General features: G+C 47.6%; 11 protein-coding genes and 1 tRNA gene. 4 read left to right on the forward strand and 8 right to left on the reverse strand.

All coding sequences use genetic code 11. The annotated features are described in order from the left end of the window. Positions 1-47 precede the first annotated feature (47 nt). Positions 48-1,412 carry an AAA family ATPase gene (locus ACYVG7_RS12705; protein ID WP_460883466.1) on the reverse strand — a complete coding sequence of 455 codons (1,365 nt, stop codon included), beginning with the start codon at positions 1,410-1,412 and terminating at the stop codon, positions 48-50. 1,404 nt (positions 1,413-2,816) lie between these two features. On the opposite strand from ACYVG7_RS12705, the gene ACYVG7_RS12710 reads away from it, so the two are divergent. Then, positions 2,817-3,224 (forward strand): H-NS family histone-like protein, encoded by a 408-nt coding sequence (locus tag ACYVG7_RS12710; protein WP_460883467.1) that lies wholly within the window; start codon positions 2,817-2,819, stop codon positions 3,222-3,224. 768 nt (positions 3,225-3,992) lie between these two features. Here the strand turns inward: ACYVG7_RS12710 and ACYVG7_RS12715 are convergent. The 4 genes from ACYVG7_RS12715 to ACYVG7_RS12730 form a co-directional block, all read right to left on the reverse strand. Next, the gene (locus ACYVG7_RS12715; protein ID WP_460883468.1) at positions 3,993-4,250 is read right to left on the reverse strand and encodes a hypothetical protein; all 258 of its coding nucleotides are present in this window, start codon (positions 4,248-4,250) and stop codon (positions 3,993-3,995) included. A 207-nt stretch (positions 4,251-4,457) separates the two neighbouring features. Continuing rightward, positions 4,458-6,368: a hypothetical protein gene (locus ACYVG7_RS12720; protein ID WP_460883469.1), complete on the reverse strand. Its 1,911-nt coding sequence runs from the start codon at positions 6,366-6,368 to the stop codon at positions 4,458-4,460. Then, on the reverse strand, positions 6,368-6,913 hold the full coding sequence (locus tag ACYVG7_RS12725) for a plasmid mobilization protein (protein ID WP_460883470.1): 546 nt from the start codon (positions 6,911-6,913) through the stop codon (positions 6,368-6,370). Before ACYVG7_RS12725 ends, ACYVG7_RS12720 begins: the two co-directional genes overlap by 1 nt. A 331-nt stretch (positions 6,914-7,244) precedes the next feature. After that, positions 7,245-8,549 (reverse strand): tyrosine-type recombinase/integrase, encoded by a 1,305-nt coding sequence (locus tag ACYVG7_RS12730; RefSeq protein WP_460883471.1) that lies wholly within the window; start codon positions 8,547-8,549, stop codon positions 7,245-7,247. Positions 8,550-8,984: 435 nt separating this feature from the next. Here ACYVG7_RS12730 and ACYVG7_RS12735 point away from each other — a divergent pair, with 435 nt between their 5' ends. Continuing rightward, complete coding sequence (locus ACYVG7_RS12735; protein WP_460883472.1) at positions 8,985-9,458, forward strand: hypothetical protein; 474 nt, start codon at positions 8,985-8,987, stop codon at positions 9,456-9,458. A 51-nt stretch (positions 9,459-9,509) separates the two neighbouring features. Here the strand turns inward: ACYVG7_RS12735 and ACYVG7_RS12740 are convergent, their stop codons facing one another. The 3 genes from ACYVG7_RS12740 to ACYVG7_RS12750 form a co-directional block, all read right to left on the reverse strand. Beyond that, entirely contained in the window at positions 9,510-9,701 is a 192-nt protein-coding gene (locus ACYVG7_RS12740) for a hypothetical protein (protein ID WP_460883473.1), read from the reverse strand. 76 nt (positions 9,702-9,777) lie between these two features. Continuing rightward, a complete protein-coding gene (locus tag ACYVG7_RS12745) occupies positions 9,778-11,124 on the reverse strand; it encodes a site-specific integrase (protein WP_460883474.1) in 1,347 nt (448 codons plus the stop codon). Positions 11,125-11,205: 81 nt separating this feature from the next. Next, positions 11,206-11,293: transfer RNA gene (locus ACYVG7_RS12750), tRNA-Ser, on the reverse strand. 281 nt (positions 11,294-11,574) lie between these two features. Here ACYVG7_RS12750 and ACYVG7_RS12755 point away from each other — a divergent pair. After that, on the forward strand, positions 11,575-14,445 hold the full coding sequence (locus ACYVG7_RS12755) for a glycoside hydrolase family 19 protein (RefSeq protein WP_460883475.1): 2,871 nt from the start codon (positions 11,575-11,577) through the stop codon (positions 14,443-14,445). Beyond that, positions 14,442-14,921 carry a hypothetical protein gene (locus ACYVG7_RS12760; protein WP_460883476.1) on the forward strand — a complete coding sequence of 160 codons (480 nt, stop codon included), beginning with the start codon at positions 14,442-14,444 and terminating at the stop codon, positions 14,919-14,921. Before ACYVG7_RS12755 ends, ACYVG7_RS12760 begins: the two co-directional genes overlap by 4 nt. Positions 14,922-15,063 lie beyond the last annotated feature (142 nt).

The following is a 15,063-nucleotide window of genomic DNA, read 5'->3' on the forward strand; positions in this document are numbered from 1 at the left end:
GTTATTGAGTGATCGGCATGGATGTTATTACGTGATCGGCATGAATGTTATTGAGCGATCGCCATGCGTGGGAATATGCAATGGTCGTTTGCAACAACTCCGACGTCCTGCGCGGCTTCAACAATTTCATTATGAGCATCGTCATTCGTCACAGGCTGTTGACAAAGCGAAGCATGAAAATAGCGTTCTGGCTGCTGGCCGTCAGGAAGACCAAAGCTCAAAATAAGAGCTTTTGCTGCTTGCCTAATTTTATCAATTTCCTCGCCATGCCCTGTAACGACACGATTGACCTGAGCTTCTATATCATTTTCACCGCGGTAGAGGTCACCGTCTAATACGAAACACACATTTTGGCAGTCATCTCCCCTCATGAGTAACCCTCCAGCCATAGTGAAAGAGTTTATTGCTGCACCGAATTTTCCAACGGAAACCCATTTATTCGCTTTCAATTTCCCCAGAATTACGCGAACTATTGCGGAAGCCATCTCATCTTCAACATAGATTTCAATTGGCTTTGGCTGAGCACCTGTCAGCCTTGCAATCGCGTCAGGCTTCGTTTGTTCAAAGCAATAAGTTTTTTGCGGCCCTGTAAATAGGTGGCGAATATTTATCTCATCCTCAAAATCAACCAAACTTTCGCGGTGGGTCGAGAAGACAACCTGAAGATTCTTTGCTTTAGCTCTTTCGTTAATAACAGCCACGAGCCTTTTTAATGATTTCTCGTGCAACAACAAATCAAGTTCATCAAGAAGTATCAGAGAATATTTCGGTGCCTTAAAAATTTTTTCTAGAACATAGAAAACTTTCTGCTCACCCGCACTCATACTGAGTGCAGAATATTTCAATCCTTCAAGACCTACACCTATGAACTCCTTCCCTTGCGCGCTGTGCTGATTGAAGGCTGTATATTTTCGATCGAGGACAAAAGAAGCTTTTTTTAGGATGTCTAAAACGATTTCTTCGTTAATTTGTGTCGTTTGATAGTTAATTCGTACTTGACGATTTTCTGACTCAATCATCGGAACGCACTTATCAATACCAATATAGAACACATCTCTTTTAGGCCTTTTTGCGTACCTAGGTATCCAGCGATCACTAGCCTTAGAGTAAGGCTGAGGAATATCCTCATGGACAACTTGACCCTCACGATAAGAATGCGTCAGGGTCATCTTGCTTCCCTCCCAAAGCGCATCAGTGCTGGGAAGAAAGAAGCTACTGAATTTGTATGCCTCTCCTTGGGGTGTATTTGGTTCGAAAGCACAAGCTAACGCATGAAGTACTGTCGACTTCCCAGTACCATTTGGGCCCAAAATCGCAGTTAGTGGATGGTCTCCAAATGAGATACCCACATCCTTCAAAACTTTAAGTTGCTCAATATAAAGTCTTATCAACCGTTGCTGTGTGATTGGCATTTTTCCCTCAAATCTCCGGCGACTTCTCGTGATGCATAACAATGTATTATCCTGAACAAGTCCGCATAAGATCGCTGAGTTGTTCTGCTTAGTCTGTAATCAGTGCCAGTAGAATGTTTCAAAACCCCTTTTCCTATCAAAATGATGTGTCGTGTGCTTTGTAGATCTAATCGGCAAAGGCGGAAAATGTCCGCCTAACATGACATATGCCCTTCTCGAATCTCATCTTCTAACTGCGCTAGACATAGATAAGAAGCACCAAAATGGACCTTTAGAACACGGATCGAGCGAGATCCATAACTAGTCACCTTATGATGGCGTTAGCTACCGCAGGGCCGTGTCATTGCACCCACGCATTGTTGCCGTTTAGGTCTCATCCTGGTCGCAATTTGAGTCTCTATCCTACTCTTCGCTGTTTTTGTTGAAAATCCTTTTTTCTTGCATGGTTAACAAAAACAGACCATTTTTGTGTACTAGGTGGTTACAAGTAGGCAGCCAGTTATCTTCGCAAGATACTGTGAAATACTAATGACATACGCTCAAGACACCTCGCTGAACTCGGTCATATACTGTGCTCAGGCAGCGAATTTTCATGCAGCAGATTGTAAAATTAAGCAGCAATGCAACAATATTTAATACTAACTAAAAACTAAGTGTGGAATTTTATACTTTTTTGAAAGTTCTGCCCTTGTTTTTTCAAAAAACACGTCCACTTATTATATTTGAGAGCAAATTAAAAATAACGAACCATAAATCATCCTGGCTCTCTCTGATTACTTTCTAGTTCTTCATTTTTATCATCCGCTCTTTTCGTGCTCCTTTTTAACCAGCGGCTATTCAATGTCACTTCTAACTCAGTAGTAGTTTTGAGTGTGCAGATCGGCTCTCATGGAGCGAATCTGATTTTCAAATGATTATTTTTCTAAAGAGCTTGACTCCTCTTATTTAAACGTATTGTTCTTATCAATGGATAACTGTTCAGCGCGGCATCGCGCTGGTATGAAAAAACATGCGAAAATTTTGAAATTTTTTCATGTTGTATGACATATTCCTGCTCAAGAAGCCTCCAATGGAATTACCTTATAAAACACTCTCTGCTGAACTTGAGCATTTAGCCAGTACTTGGCATGTCTTATCGTCCAAAGTTGCTTGTGGCGTATATATCTTTTCGTAAACACTAGAGTTTGACTCGAGGTAGTTAGCTCAAAGTATCATTTAGTCGCTAGCACAACAGATATCAGTTATGTGGCATCCCTAGCTCGGGCTAGAACCTACTGCTTGTAATTTCACGTATTGTGATAAACCACTATTTTGTTAGAGCTGATTGCTGCCAAAAAACTCTGGAGCTGTTATATGAACTGGGTAATAATTCCTTGAATAATAAATGTAATAATGAGGCCATCAATGAACGATTTTTTGAAAACCCTGCTCAATATTCGCAGTCTACGTGCTTCACTGCGTGAACTCTCTTTTGAGCAATTGGTAGAAGCTAAGGCAAAATTCGACGAGGTGTTCGCTGAGCGTGAGCGGCACGAAACCAAATTGAGAGAGGAATCAGCTGAACGCCTGCAAAAGCTGGCTGATTTCGCCAAGATGCTGAAGGAAGCAGGGATCGACCCGAGTGAGCTGGTTAGTTCTGCTACCACAGTAAAGACCGACGGAACTGTGAAGGCTAAGCGCGATCCTCGTCCTGCAAAGTATAAGTATACCGAGGATGGCCAGGAGAAGACCTGGACAGGTCAGGGCCGCATGCCTAAGGCGATTGCTGAAGCAGTAGCGGCTGGTAGATCAAAGGACGAATTTCTCATCTAGTAATGCTAAAGCTCATGCCATACAGGCATGGGCTTTACGCTCTCTGAAACAGTTTCAAATCAAGACATGGGCAGCTGTTTCACAGCTCAGGCCAATAGTATATTTCAGTCAATAGAATCCCTAAGGCGCGTCCGAATTCCACCGATATGTCCCAGCGATTGACGACCACGCTGGAGAGTATGGTTCCCGCTATTGAGATCAACTAGGCGCTTTGTGGGCAGGGGATTTTGTTGAGTTCGGGCACCAGATCCGAGCCACCATTCAGTAGTACACAGTCCTAACCGTAGGTGTGGGTATTGGCCCCAAAAAACCTTGGCCAAACTGGCTAACTACGCCACGAAGAAATTGCCCGCCACAGGTGGTGTCGTTGACATCAAAGATCAAGTACGCAAAGCCCGGCTGTGGCCATCAAGCCTAATGATGAAGTGTGGGGTATTGGTCGTGGCCTTAATAAATAGCTACAGTCCGAAGGGTATCTTATCCATGATAAATTTTAATCCTGAACTCTAAATAGCTGCGCCTAATAGTGCTACATTTTGCCGGAATCCATGCATTGTAAGGCATTCCAGTCATCGGGCGGCAAAGCCTGAAGTGACAAGGGTTAGACTGCGATGCATGGCCCAACGTCACACATAGAGGCAGCACAAACACAGTGATCTACTATTCGGAACAGCTATTTAGAGACAATTGACGGATAGCACACAAATCATTGGTAATCAGGTAGAAAAAAGCCGCCAATAGTGGCGGCATTCGGCCATTTTTCCTCGTTCAGTGGATGAACCCGAGCGCCCGAAGTTGGTGGAGAGCCTCATCCTGCGCACCGTTCGAGTAATCAGACTCCTGAGTAATTCGAGCAAGCCGGTCAACCAGTCTCTTGCCGTTATCGTCAAGGCTCGCAGACACATCTAGCAGTGATACTGCGTAGCTTGCGTTGCAAGCGGATGCCAGCGCGGCAGCTAGCACCGCACTGAATTTGGTCTGCGGATGTTCTTTTAAAATTGCCAAAATTTCGTTCATAACTTTCATCTTTATTCCTCTTACTCAGGTAGCCTTGGAAAGATTCACATTCAACGTATTCCGCATGTACGGCAATGAGCGTGGCAAAGCGACAGGCTGGCCCTTGCCGAGTTTCCTCTTGCTAAGTAGCAGGGCACTAACTCGCACAGACTTTGCACAGAAATCAGCATATCTGTCCAAGCTAGCAATGCTTCCAGTGATAGTACTTCCCATCTATTACATCGGGTACTCGCTCTCCTCCGATGGTCTGACCTTGACACGTATCGGCTTTGTCGTCGGTATTTGCTTACTATCTTGCTCTGCCATTTGACCTGGTGCCAGCCCGGTAGTGTTTGACCGACTAGCCTCAAGATCCGCATCGCGATACAGATTCGTTATCCAGCGAGTTAGCGTTCGGATATTGTCCTTAAGTTTTCCAGCAAGTTGTTCCAGTTTGTCACCGAGTTTTCTGGTCCGGCTAGCAAATGTATCGCCTGCTCTTGTTGCTTGGTCAATTGCTCGATCTGTATGGGCAACTGCACTAGCTGCTTGCTCAACTGCTCTATGTGTTTGCTCAATTGCAATATCGAAATCTTTTGCGATTTCACTAACTCTGTCAGTAGCTCGATTTGCGCCTTGGCCCATTGCAGCTTCTGATCTTGCTGCAAACAATGCTCCTGCTGCTGTAGTAGAGCTTGGTCGTGTCGCTCTAAATGGATCTTCAGCTCGTTGTGGTTTTGCGATGTCACTAACTCCGTCAGTTGCTCGATTTGCACCTTGGCCCATTGCAGTTGCTGATCTTGCTGCAAACAATGCGCTTGCTGCTGTAGCAGAGTTTGGTCGTGTCGCTCTAAATGGATCTCCAGCTCGTTGTGTGCATGACTCATTTGAATCAATGCCTCTTGTTGTAAGTGGCTCATATCCCGTTCCTAGTTGTTGTTTTTGTGTGTTTTGAGATTGTTGTTGTGTTAGTACACTTGCGCGCGCGCTCACGGTGTCTTGTTTGCGTAAGGCAGCCTGCTGAGCTTGTTCCTGCTGCGCGTTGCCACCATCTTGCTGACATATCGGGTCCAACTTGTTGTCGCGCATCCCTGATGAGGTATGCGTTACTCCCGCCAAAGATATCGGCTGGATTGTTAGTTGCCTGGGCGGACTGAGAGGGGCCGTTATGTTGTAGCGTTTTCGATTGAATTGACTGCGTTTAGCTATGACTTCATTCACCCGATTGGCAAACACTGTCAGATCCCGCTTTAGTGCCGGGGTAGGTTCTGGCATTGCACCCGGTTGGCCACACAACTGGCCTCTTAGGCGTATCGCCTTCTGGTTGCCCTGTGTCATTACTCGCAGGTAATCACGCTTGGCCTCAACGCTAACGATGCCATAGAGTTGACGGGTCTCTTTTTGATTTAGCCAGTCGATGACCTGCTGGCGGTTGGTAAGCTCGCCATCAGCGGCCATATCAGAAATGACGTTGCTTAAGTAAATTTTCAGATCCGGATATGGGCCTCGAGGCGGTTGCTGGTTAATCTTGCGCTGCCGCTTGGGGTCGTCCGGACTGGCTAGTTGATACTTAGCGTTTAGATAATCTCTGATCGCGTTGAAGTCCTTCTCCGCTCCCGGTGGGTGCGGGTTAAAATACTTCTGGGTTTGCAGGTTAATGCGCGGGATCACAAAGTGGTTTTCGAGATTTCCTTCATGAGTGTGTTGAACCCACTCAATGAGCCGGTCTTCTTCTGGTAGTCCGGCAAACACTAACGCCTCGAACAGTTCGCGAAACTCACGAGCAATCGCCGGATTGGCATTCAATGTGGCGTTGTCTTCCTTTGCGTAAGCAATTACGCCACTGCTGTATTTGTATTTATGGGGGCTATGGGCAATGGCGTACTCCACGACAGCTCGGTTGCTCGATAAAGCGACAGGGGCTGGCTTACGCAACTTGCCCACTATAAGATCGCGCTCCCAAAGCACCTCTTTAACTGTGTCGCTATCTCCGCGCCCCCTGGCATCGTTCAGGATCTCAGTGAGCTCGTGGTACTTGTTGCGCTGCTCATCGGTAAGAGCAGCGCGTGGGCCATGAATATAGCAAGTGGGACTATCCGCTTTGCCCTGACCCATGCCGTTATGACGGAAAAAACGAATGATAGCCATCAGTGCTTCCCCCCATTGTCATGCTGGAGGATGCGCATAACTTGCTGGTCGTGAAACTCGAATTGATCTAGCAGTTCGTCGAGCGCTGCTAAAATTTCTACTTGTCTAATTGCGCTGCGTTCTGTGTTGCACCATTTAGCTATTTGATTGACCAAACCGTTGAATCGGACTCGCTCTCTAACAACCAGATCAATCTCCTTGCGCAACTGCTCGATGGGAGGAATGAGCAGAGTAAGCCTATTTAGAGAATGCGCTGCCAGTTGCGAGACAGTCTTGTTGCTCAGCTTGGCCTTGTGTTCCCAGCGTTTTTTCTCTGTCCAGGAACAGCGTAATTCGATTCGCTCTGACTTTCTTTGTGTATAGCAAGGGAGCAACAGACGGACACCATCTCGAGGCAGACCCGAAGTCGTAGCCACGGAATCGATGGTTAATGGGTCATCCGTCGATATCAGCGTCATGAGCGCAAGCTCCAATGACGCAATATCATCTGGCTGGTTGAGTAGAGATTGGAGCAGGTTCGCCTGCTTGCTATTTTTTTGTTTCATCATATTCTCCGGCTGTTGGCAGCTCTTCTGGTTATGTCTTTTATGTTGTTATCGCCCTTATTCCGCCTACGGCGGGTATGCGGGTCCAGGGTGGCAACCCTGGCAAGGTCTCCGGTCTGCGAAGCAGAACAACGGACATGTGCGAAGCAAACATGTACGGTGTAGGAGTGACCTTGCTATTAACTACTATTTAGCAAGACCGTTTTGCCGACTAAACGCCTGTTTAATACAGCTAATAGCGAACTATCACGAGATGGGATAACGCCCCATCTCCATAAATACTCCTGCGCCCCATATGCGATAGACCACACATGAACTATATAATTTTGCATCACTGTTCTCCGGTAGAATTCTGCAAGCCTGATAAGTCATTACCAGACGGACACAAAACATGGGGTATCACTGCCTGCAAATCTGATGGCACCAATTGAGATCCAGCTACCGAAGAAGGAGTAGATGAACCATAGCTGTTAATTAGCGAATTAATAATCATTGCGATCATTGGGTTATTCTTCACTAAATTATTTAAATCCACCAGAGGAGCCATTGACTGGCATACAGATCCACTATCCACCGACTGTGGGGTTATAGTGTCTTTTTTGGCCACATAGCTTTCAGTCTCAAGATTTTGTTTGTTATCAGTAACCGTTCCTCCCGCCCACACTTGATTGACCTGCTGTTTGATGTTTACTGCTTCATTTTCTAACCATTTGCCATAGTGTTTTCTGATCATCGCCGTTGATGTATGCCCCAATTGAATGGCTATCCATTCAATTGCCACACCACCAGTCAACAACTGACTCGTAAATGTATGCCTAAACTGTGAAGGCCCTCTATATCGTACTGAAACAGATTCGCAATAGGGCTTGAAAAACTTATCACGAAAATAATCGACTGATCTGTATAATCGATTCTCTTTGACACAAAAGGCAATAAAATGACGAGTTAATTTCGCCCTTGTTCTATTGTCACTTAACGTAAATTCTATTGTCTTAGGTTTCCGCTTACTCGCATTATCTACTAAAAATTCAATATCTTTTAGAACGCAATCAGGTATATCAACATGGCGTTCAGATTCTGTTGTCTTTGGTATTTTATATTTACCATCGACAAGTGACAGATCGATTTTTATGCGCCTAGCCATAATGTCAATAGATTCAACACTTAACGCTAGCAACTCACTTGCGCGCAGCCCCGTGTGCGTCCCTATGTTAATCATGGCAACTTCAATAGGATACTTAGCTTGTTCACTTGTTAACCGTTCAATTTCCGCTTTAGAAAATGCATCATGTGATTTAGGAACCCATTTACATGTCTTTACTCCTTCGAGTGGACTGCATTTAATAATTCCATCCCTTACAGCTCGATTAAATGTTGCCCGCAAAGGATCCAGATAAGCATTGACTGTTTTTGGGCTATATTTCTTACGCCAACTGCATATTTTCTGCTCCATGAACGTTGCTGTTATCTCTGTTATTACATATTTACCAATCCACCTTTGCAATTGTTTTGTCTTTCTGCGATAAATTGTTGCAGTACTTTCAGCAAAATCCATTAACTTTATTGATAGATTTTCCTCAAGAGCAACACCCAATGTTTTTTTGAATTTATCTGTATTTTTTAATACGCCAGTCATCCCGCTCACCTCTTTTTTTATAATTCCAGGTGAGAATAATATTTATCAAATTAAAGTCAAATGGAATTTGAAAAATATTCAATTATTTTTCATGGAGATCTGGAATTATTAGCAAGAATAAATAAACACAGTCGCCATATTTGAAGATATAAATATAATTTAATTGCTTTATTAATGGTTATATATATTTTTTCATATAACCACATGAAAGCCTCCGCACATAAAACGAGTGACCACAGATACTGCTACGCTGTCAGCTATATCAGCACGCAACCTAACATCCTCGCTAACAGAAGAGAGAAAATCCATTATTTATCATGATGTTACGTCGCGACTGACTGAGCGCCACCTTAAACTGTCAATTTTTCTTACAGATGAAAACCTTGAGTAATGCTCTAAATTGTAAATATATATATTTACTAATGAGCAATATTTATGAATTTGATATATTGGCATGAATATTTGGTGCGACCATTTAAAGAGTTTCAACGGTTGAGCGCAAAAGGCAACATAGTTGAGGCTAATCTCTACATCGCCGCGATTCTTCGTGAGCTAGAAGAGTTGCACAAAGCTCAACACGTTTTTGCTCTGACCGCTGAATTACATAAAACTGACCCGCTGATTATTGACGGCATATCTCGAGCAATACATGATTTACTTAAAAACATCATGACCATCAGTGATTTGTTAGCAATCGAGTGCGAGATTGTTTTACTGGATGTAGCCGCAGGTTGCATCAGAAAATGCTCTGACCTTACTGAAATCACACAACAATTATCAGCAGTCCGAGATCTGCGAATGCAGCAGTTACAGGCGCATAATAAGGATTTCGCGGACGGTGCCGATGACGAGCTGTGGAACAATTTTGTTATCAAAGCCAAGAGTTGGAATTACGTTCGACTGCATTGAAAGAGAATGGTATTCCTGGTTTAGACAACGAATGCGCTACATTTGATGTGGCTACTTTAGTGGCAGTAGTGGCAGCAGTGGCAGCAGTGGCAGCAGTGGCAGCAGTGGCAGCAGTGGCAGCAGTGGCAGCAGTGGCAGCAGTGGCAGCATCAGTGTCACCAATGACAGCATCAATGTCACCAATGACAGCATCAGTGTCACCGGTGACAGCATCAGTGTCACCGGTGACAGTAACAGTGCCACCAGTGCTGTACCTCTACCAGAAGAGGCCGTTATCAGACTAGCTGTAGTAGCAATTTACATCACGGCCTATTACCGTTCACTTGACTGCGCCGATTGAGTCACTCCTGAACTTGCACACATGTTTCAATTCCTCAGCAAAGTTTAACTGTTCAATCTGCCGCTTCAGTCGCTCTACCGGAGTTTCCTTGCCGTAATGCCTAAAGGTAAACCCACTTTTTCTATGTCCAACCAAGTCGGCCACTACGTGTTCTGGTGTATCTATCTGTTGTAGCTCATCAATAATCGTATGTCTGAAGCCATACGCTGTTGGTCGTTGTCCGGCCAGAAAGCCCAGTTTGCTAAGGTAGCGTGAAAACCGAGTCTCAAAGTTTTTTGCCCATTCCCCAAATGCTCCGGTGGCTTTGCCGCTAAAAAGTTGCTTGTGACCCTGTTTTCGCCTTTGTTCAACAAATTGAAGAAATCCTAACTCAAGCAATTTACTGTGGATTGGCAATAGGCGTTTGGCCTGCGCTGTCTTTACCGACTGACCATCTCCCTCATTGGTGATTTTAAGACAGGGGATCTGCTCTCGAACAAGAACATCCCGAGTTTGCAATTGACAGATCTCGGCTGGTCTGGCGCCTGTATGTAGCAGTATCAACGGTATCCAGTAGTCGTCTGCATTGGCATAGCCTTGTTGGGTAAAGTTCTCTGAGCTAAATAACTTTGCAAGCTGACTGCGTTCCCACCGCGTTCTTGGCGTAGCCATACTGTTTTTAATGGTGATCTGCTCAAACGGATCTCGACCTAAATACTCCATTTTCACGCCATAAGCCAACATCTGGCTACAAGCTGCCTTGTACTCTTGCATAGTCTTTTCTTTTAGACCGCGCGCAGAAAGCGCACGAATGAATCCATCTGCTTGCTTGAACTTTATCGTGTTAACACTGCAACTCTCCCCCAATGCCACCACCAATGCATCTGTACGAGTTTTTAGCTGTTGGAGTGAACGAGGAGTAATGCCATCACTAGCTTTGCGCGCCATAAATTCAGATTGTAACTGCCCTAAGGCCACTACAGGATTATCTGACTGGAGCGAACCCATGGGGCTGTGTAGCTCCGATACCTGTGCGGTGGCATCTATGGGTACTGAAGTAGGCATAGAAGAGCTAGAAGGGCTAGGAAGACAGCTAGGGTTAGCCTTGTAGTCGTCGATCTCGCGTCGGATCCAGGCTAGAAAGATTGAGTGCGTTAAACCAGAGGGGGCTGAGGCGATGCAAGCACGCACCAGTGCAGCAACACGCAAGTTACGATCGATAGCCGCAGATCGCTCTTTTGTTCCCAGCGAAGTCCGTATAGCAAACGGGAGTCCTTTGTCACGAAGCGACTTAGGGAGAGTGATGCGAGTGTAGTATGTACCTGCTGAATTTTTGCTCAAATACATGTTGTTCCACCTCATTGATCCAGCGGAATTTCACGTAAGCCTCAAAAAGCAAAAAACCCTTTGAGATTCAAAGGGTTAATGTGGCGGTGAGAGAGGGATTCGAACCCTCGATACGTTGCCGTATACACACTTTCCAGGCGTGCTCCTTCAGCCACTCGGACACCTCACCGTTGTTGAACTCTTATTTAGGCGTGAGTTCATCACCTGTTGCACACCTTGGGGTGCCAACGGGGCGCTAATTTATGAGAAAGCAGACCTGCGGTCAATCAATTTTCTGCTTCTACGGCAATTAAAACGGCGTTTGCCTAAAGAGTGTGCGACCTATGCCTGCTGATTCAGTCAGGCGCGCTAAAAAGGCGGCGATGGCATGCTGTGCGGCGTCGAGTGGTTCCTGCCACTGAAGCCCGTCACCATCCGGTGGCCGGGGATATTGATGCTACGGAGTCTTGCATGGCTGATCCCGTTCTCACTGTACCTGCGAGTGTCGGCACCTTTCCTGGGGCGCGAGCAGCGGCATCCTCTTTGCCGTCCATCCCCCATGGTGAGCGGCCATTTGGCGCCCCCAATCCGGCCACGCCGGTTGCTGCCGCGCAATCAGCTAGGCCAGTCCCGGCACCGCGCGCTCAAGCGCGTGTCCAGACCGATGGCGATACAGGTGTCGAGGCGGGGCCTGCGACCACGCGACTTAGTTTTCCGGTCTGCCGGGCCGATGGCCAGCCCTTTGCTGATCTGGCCGAGATCGAAGCGCTGCTGAGTGCCGAGCAACAGGGCCAGTTTATCTTGGGTAGCAATCGCAGCTGGCATGGCGGCATCCATATCACCGCCGCCACCATGCCCCAGCATAGGGCTCAGCAGCCGTTGCGTTGCATGATGGATGGTACCGTGATTGCCTACCGGCTCAACCGGAACTATCCCACCGTCGACTGGCATGGTAAGCCGCTGGCCTTTAGCAACGGCTTTTGCCTCATTCGTCACGACTACTGCTCGCCACCGGCTGAGGCCGCTCCGCCCGCATCGAGTGCAGCGTCTGGGGCAACGGATGGCCGTGCGCCGCACGCCAACCCTGCCGCCGCGCGAAACCAGCTACGGCTCTACAGCCTGTATATGCATCTGGCCGATTATCAGCACTATCAGCCCGTGGTGACTCAGGAGCGTATTCTGACTCTGCTGCGAACTATTTATGTGCGGCGAGGCAACGATATTCAGCAGCGGCTCGGCAAGCTGACTGCCGGCAGCACCATCCGTTTGCTGGATACGCCCTCGAGCTCCTTGCAGATCAACGAGCAGGGTAGACTGCGCACCCTGCGTTTTCTCAAGGGGCTGGTGACCCACAAGGCCGCCGGCTCCCAGGCCCTAGTGGCGCTGCAGGCCGAGGTCTGGGTGGCCGATTGCGAGGAGTATGTGCGGCATAGCCAGCAGCCGTCCGCCACAGGCGGCGCAACCCCACCGGCCTACTGGAATTGTCGCGTCAAGGCGCGGCTGCTCAATACCTATCCCATCTATCGCACTCAGGAAGATCTGCTGGCCGAGCGGGCGCCGGAAGGCCGGTTGCAGGTGGGAAGTACCCTGCAGTTCCAGCGCCACGATCTGCAGAGTCGGATGGTGGGCGGGGTGCGCAAACAGTTGGTGCCCTGCGAGCTGCTATCGGGGGTCTCCGGCTCCAGCTTGGCGCCGGTGACGGGTAGTATCTGGGTGGTGGTGGATGATCATCTGCTGGCTTTGGAGCCTGGGCCACCCAGTGTCTTCGAGGTTGTGGTGCACTGCGAGGTGCCCATTGTCGCAGGGGATGGGGTGGGATTTCTCGGGCTGCAGCAAACCCCGGTCGCGCCCCTGGCGCTGGGGACCTACCGCGACGACTATCGGGCGCATATCGAACTGTTCAGTGATGAAGAGGCGGGCGCCATCGAGCGCTTGTTACAGAACGCGGCTGGCGTTGAGGCCGGACAATCCCTGCTGTATCTGCAAGGCGCCGAAGCGCTGTTTGATCGGGTGCAGCAGGGGGACTCGCTGCATTTCAGCGATCGCTGCCAGTGTCCGGATCCGGATCAGCTATTGCCGATCCAGGCGCAGATCCCGGATGCCGAGGGCCAGATCTGGTGTGAACTCAAGGGAGTGCGCAGCGGTTTTGCGGCCCTGAGCCAGGTTTATGTCCGCGCCCAAGATGTGCAACCTATTCGCCAGCTGGACTTGGCACGACAAGGCTTCTGCCTGATCCAGACCAAGGCGGCCAGTCGCGAGATCGTGCTGGCCGGGGAGCAGATACCGGCACCGTTTCGCGCCATCTACCAGCAACTGGATCTGGATCAGAATGGCGAGCTGAGTGCCGATGAAATCGCCGCCGCACTGCAGCATCCGGATCATAGAGTCAAATTGCACAAGCTGATTGTCCAGCATCCGAGCGAGTGGGGGGCTGAACACCAGCAACAGGTGAGTGGTTATCTTCAGCAGTTGATGGCGCAGAGCCCGGAGCAGGAGGCGCGGGATCTGCTGGCGCTGGAGCTGGAGCGACTCAAGGCGTTGGGCATTGCCACCATCGCCAGCCCTGTCTATCTGTTTCATCCCCTGCAGTTGCTGACTCGCTTGGCCGTGGTGACTCAGCAGGCAGCGCTGGTGGTACTCGAGATGCTGCTGTTGTTGTGCCCCGTGCTGCGTAGCCGGGATTGCACGCCTTTGCTGGGTTATCTGAATCTGTATATGCCGCAATACCAAATCGATACCCCGCTACGGATTTGTCATTTTTTGAGTCAGGTCGCCCATGAATCAGCATTTCAGCCGAAAGCGGAAAATCTTAATTATCGGCCTGCGCGGATGCGGGAGGTCTATGGCTGTATTGGCGGCTCTGAAAATTATCAACCTGCTATCGATGACTGCCGCCGTGGTCGCAAGCCACAGCGCGTCGGTCTTTGGGATCAGGAAGAGCGTTACGCCCATCATCCTGAGGCGCTGGCTAATCTGGTGTATGCCGAGCGGATGGATAACGGCAATGAAGCCAGCGGCGATGGATTTAAATTTCGCGGCCGAGGTTTGCTTCAATTGACCGGTAGAGACAACTACACGCTATTCACCGGCAAGCATAATGAGTTATTTCCCAATGATCCTCAGGATTTTGTGCAACACCCAGATTTGTTGATCCAGAATTTAAAATATGCCGTCGAATCGGCGTGTTTTTATTGGCAGCTAAAAAGAATTAATTCATTCGCTGATCAAGACGATTTTCCTGGTGTAACAAGAAGGGTCAATGGTGGCGAAAATGGTGCGCGAGATAGAGAGATGAAAATACAGGCAATTAAGTTGTATTATTCAAGAAGGGGTATGTTATGAATGGGAAAAACTATAGCCTGATACTATTGCTTTGCGTTTCATGTTGTAGTTTTGCCGACAGCAATGGCGTTATGTTTCACTGTCAGATTAATAAAGAGTGGATTGATATGTTTATAGATGCTAAGGGGGTTACGCACTATGAGCACAGAAAAAACAACGTGATTGATCTGGCGTTGGATAATCAAAAAAATGCAAATTTATTTAAAATGTCTTCTATCCCATTGATTGGCGGGGGAGAAGCACACATTAAGTTTACTAACGGTGGCTATGATTATTATCTTTATGATATTACAGCGCATAGCGATGAGGAGTATATATTCAAAAGTGGTGTGGCTGTGTTAAGGGATAGTGTTGTGCTATCTAATCGGGAATGTGTAAATGGGGCAACCATTCTTAGTGATGCATACGAACGACTTCCTAGGTTTGACCAAGATCCTATTAGCTTTGTTCAGGATGATGTGTATTTTTATAAATAAAATTGCTGTTTGGGGCATTATATAATAAGCCGAACTGATTTGTTTCGACGGGATTCTAAGGAAGGTGCGAACAAGCAGGCAATTTCTTCCTTGCGGGCTTGTTGATTAATTTTTTGCGTAATATGGGGCGATTATTTCTCCC

This window comes from Pseudaeromonas pectinilytica (genome assembly GCF_054780855.1).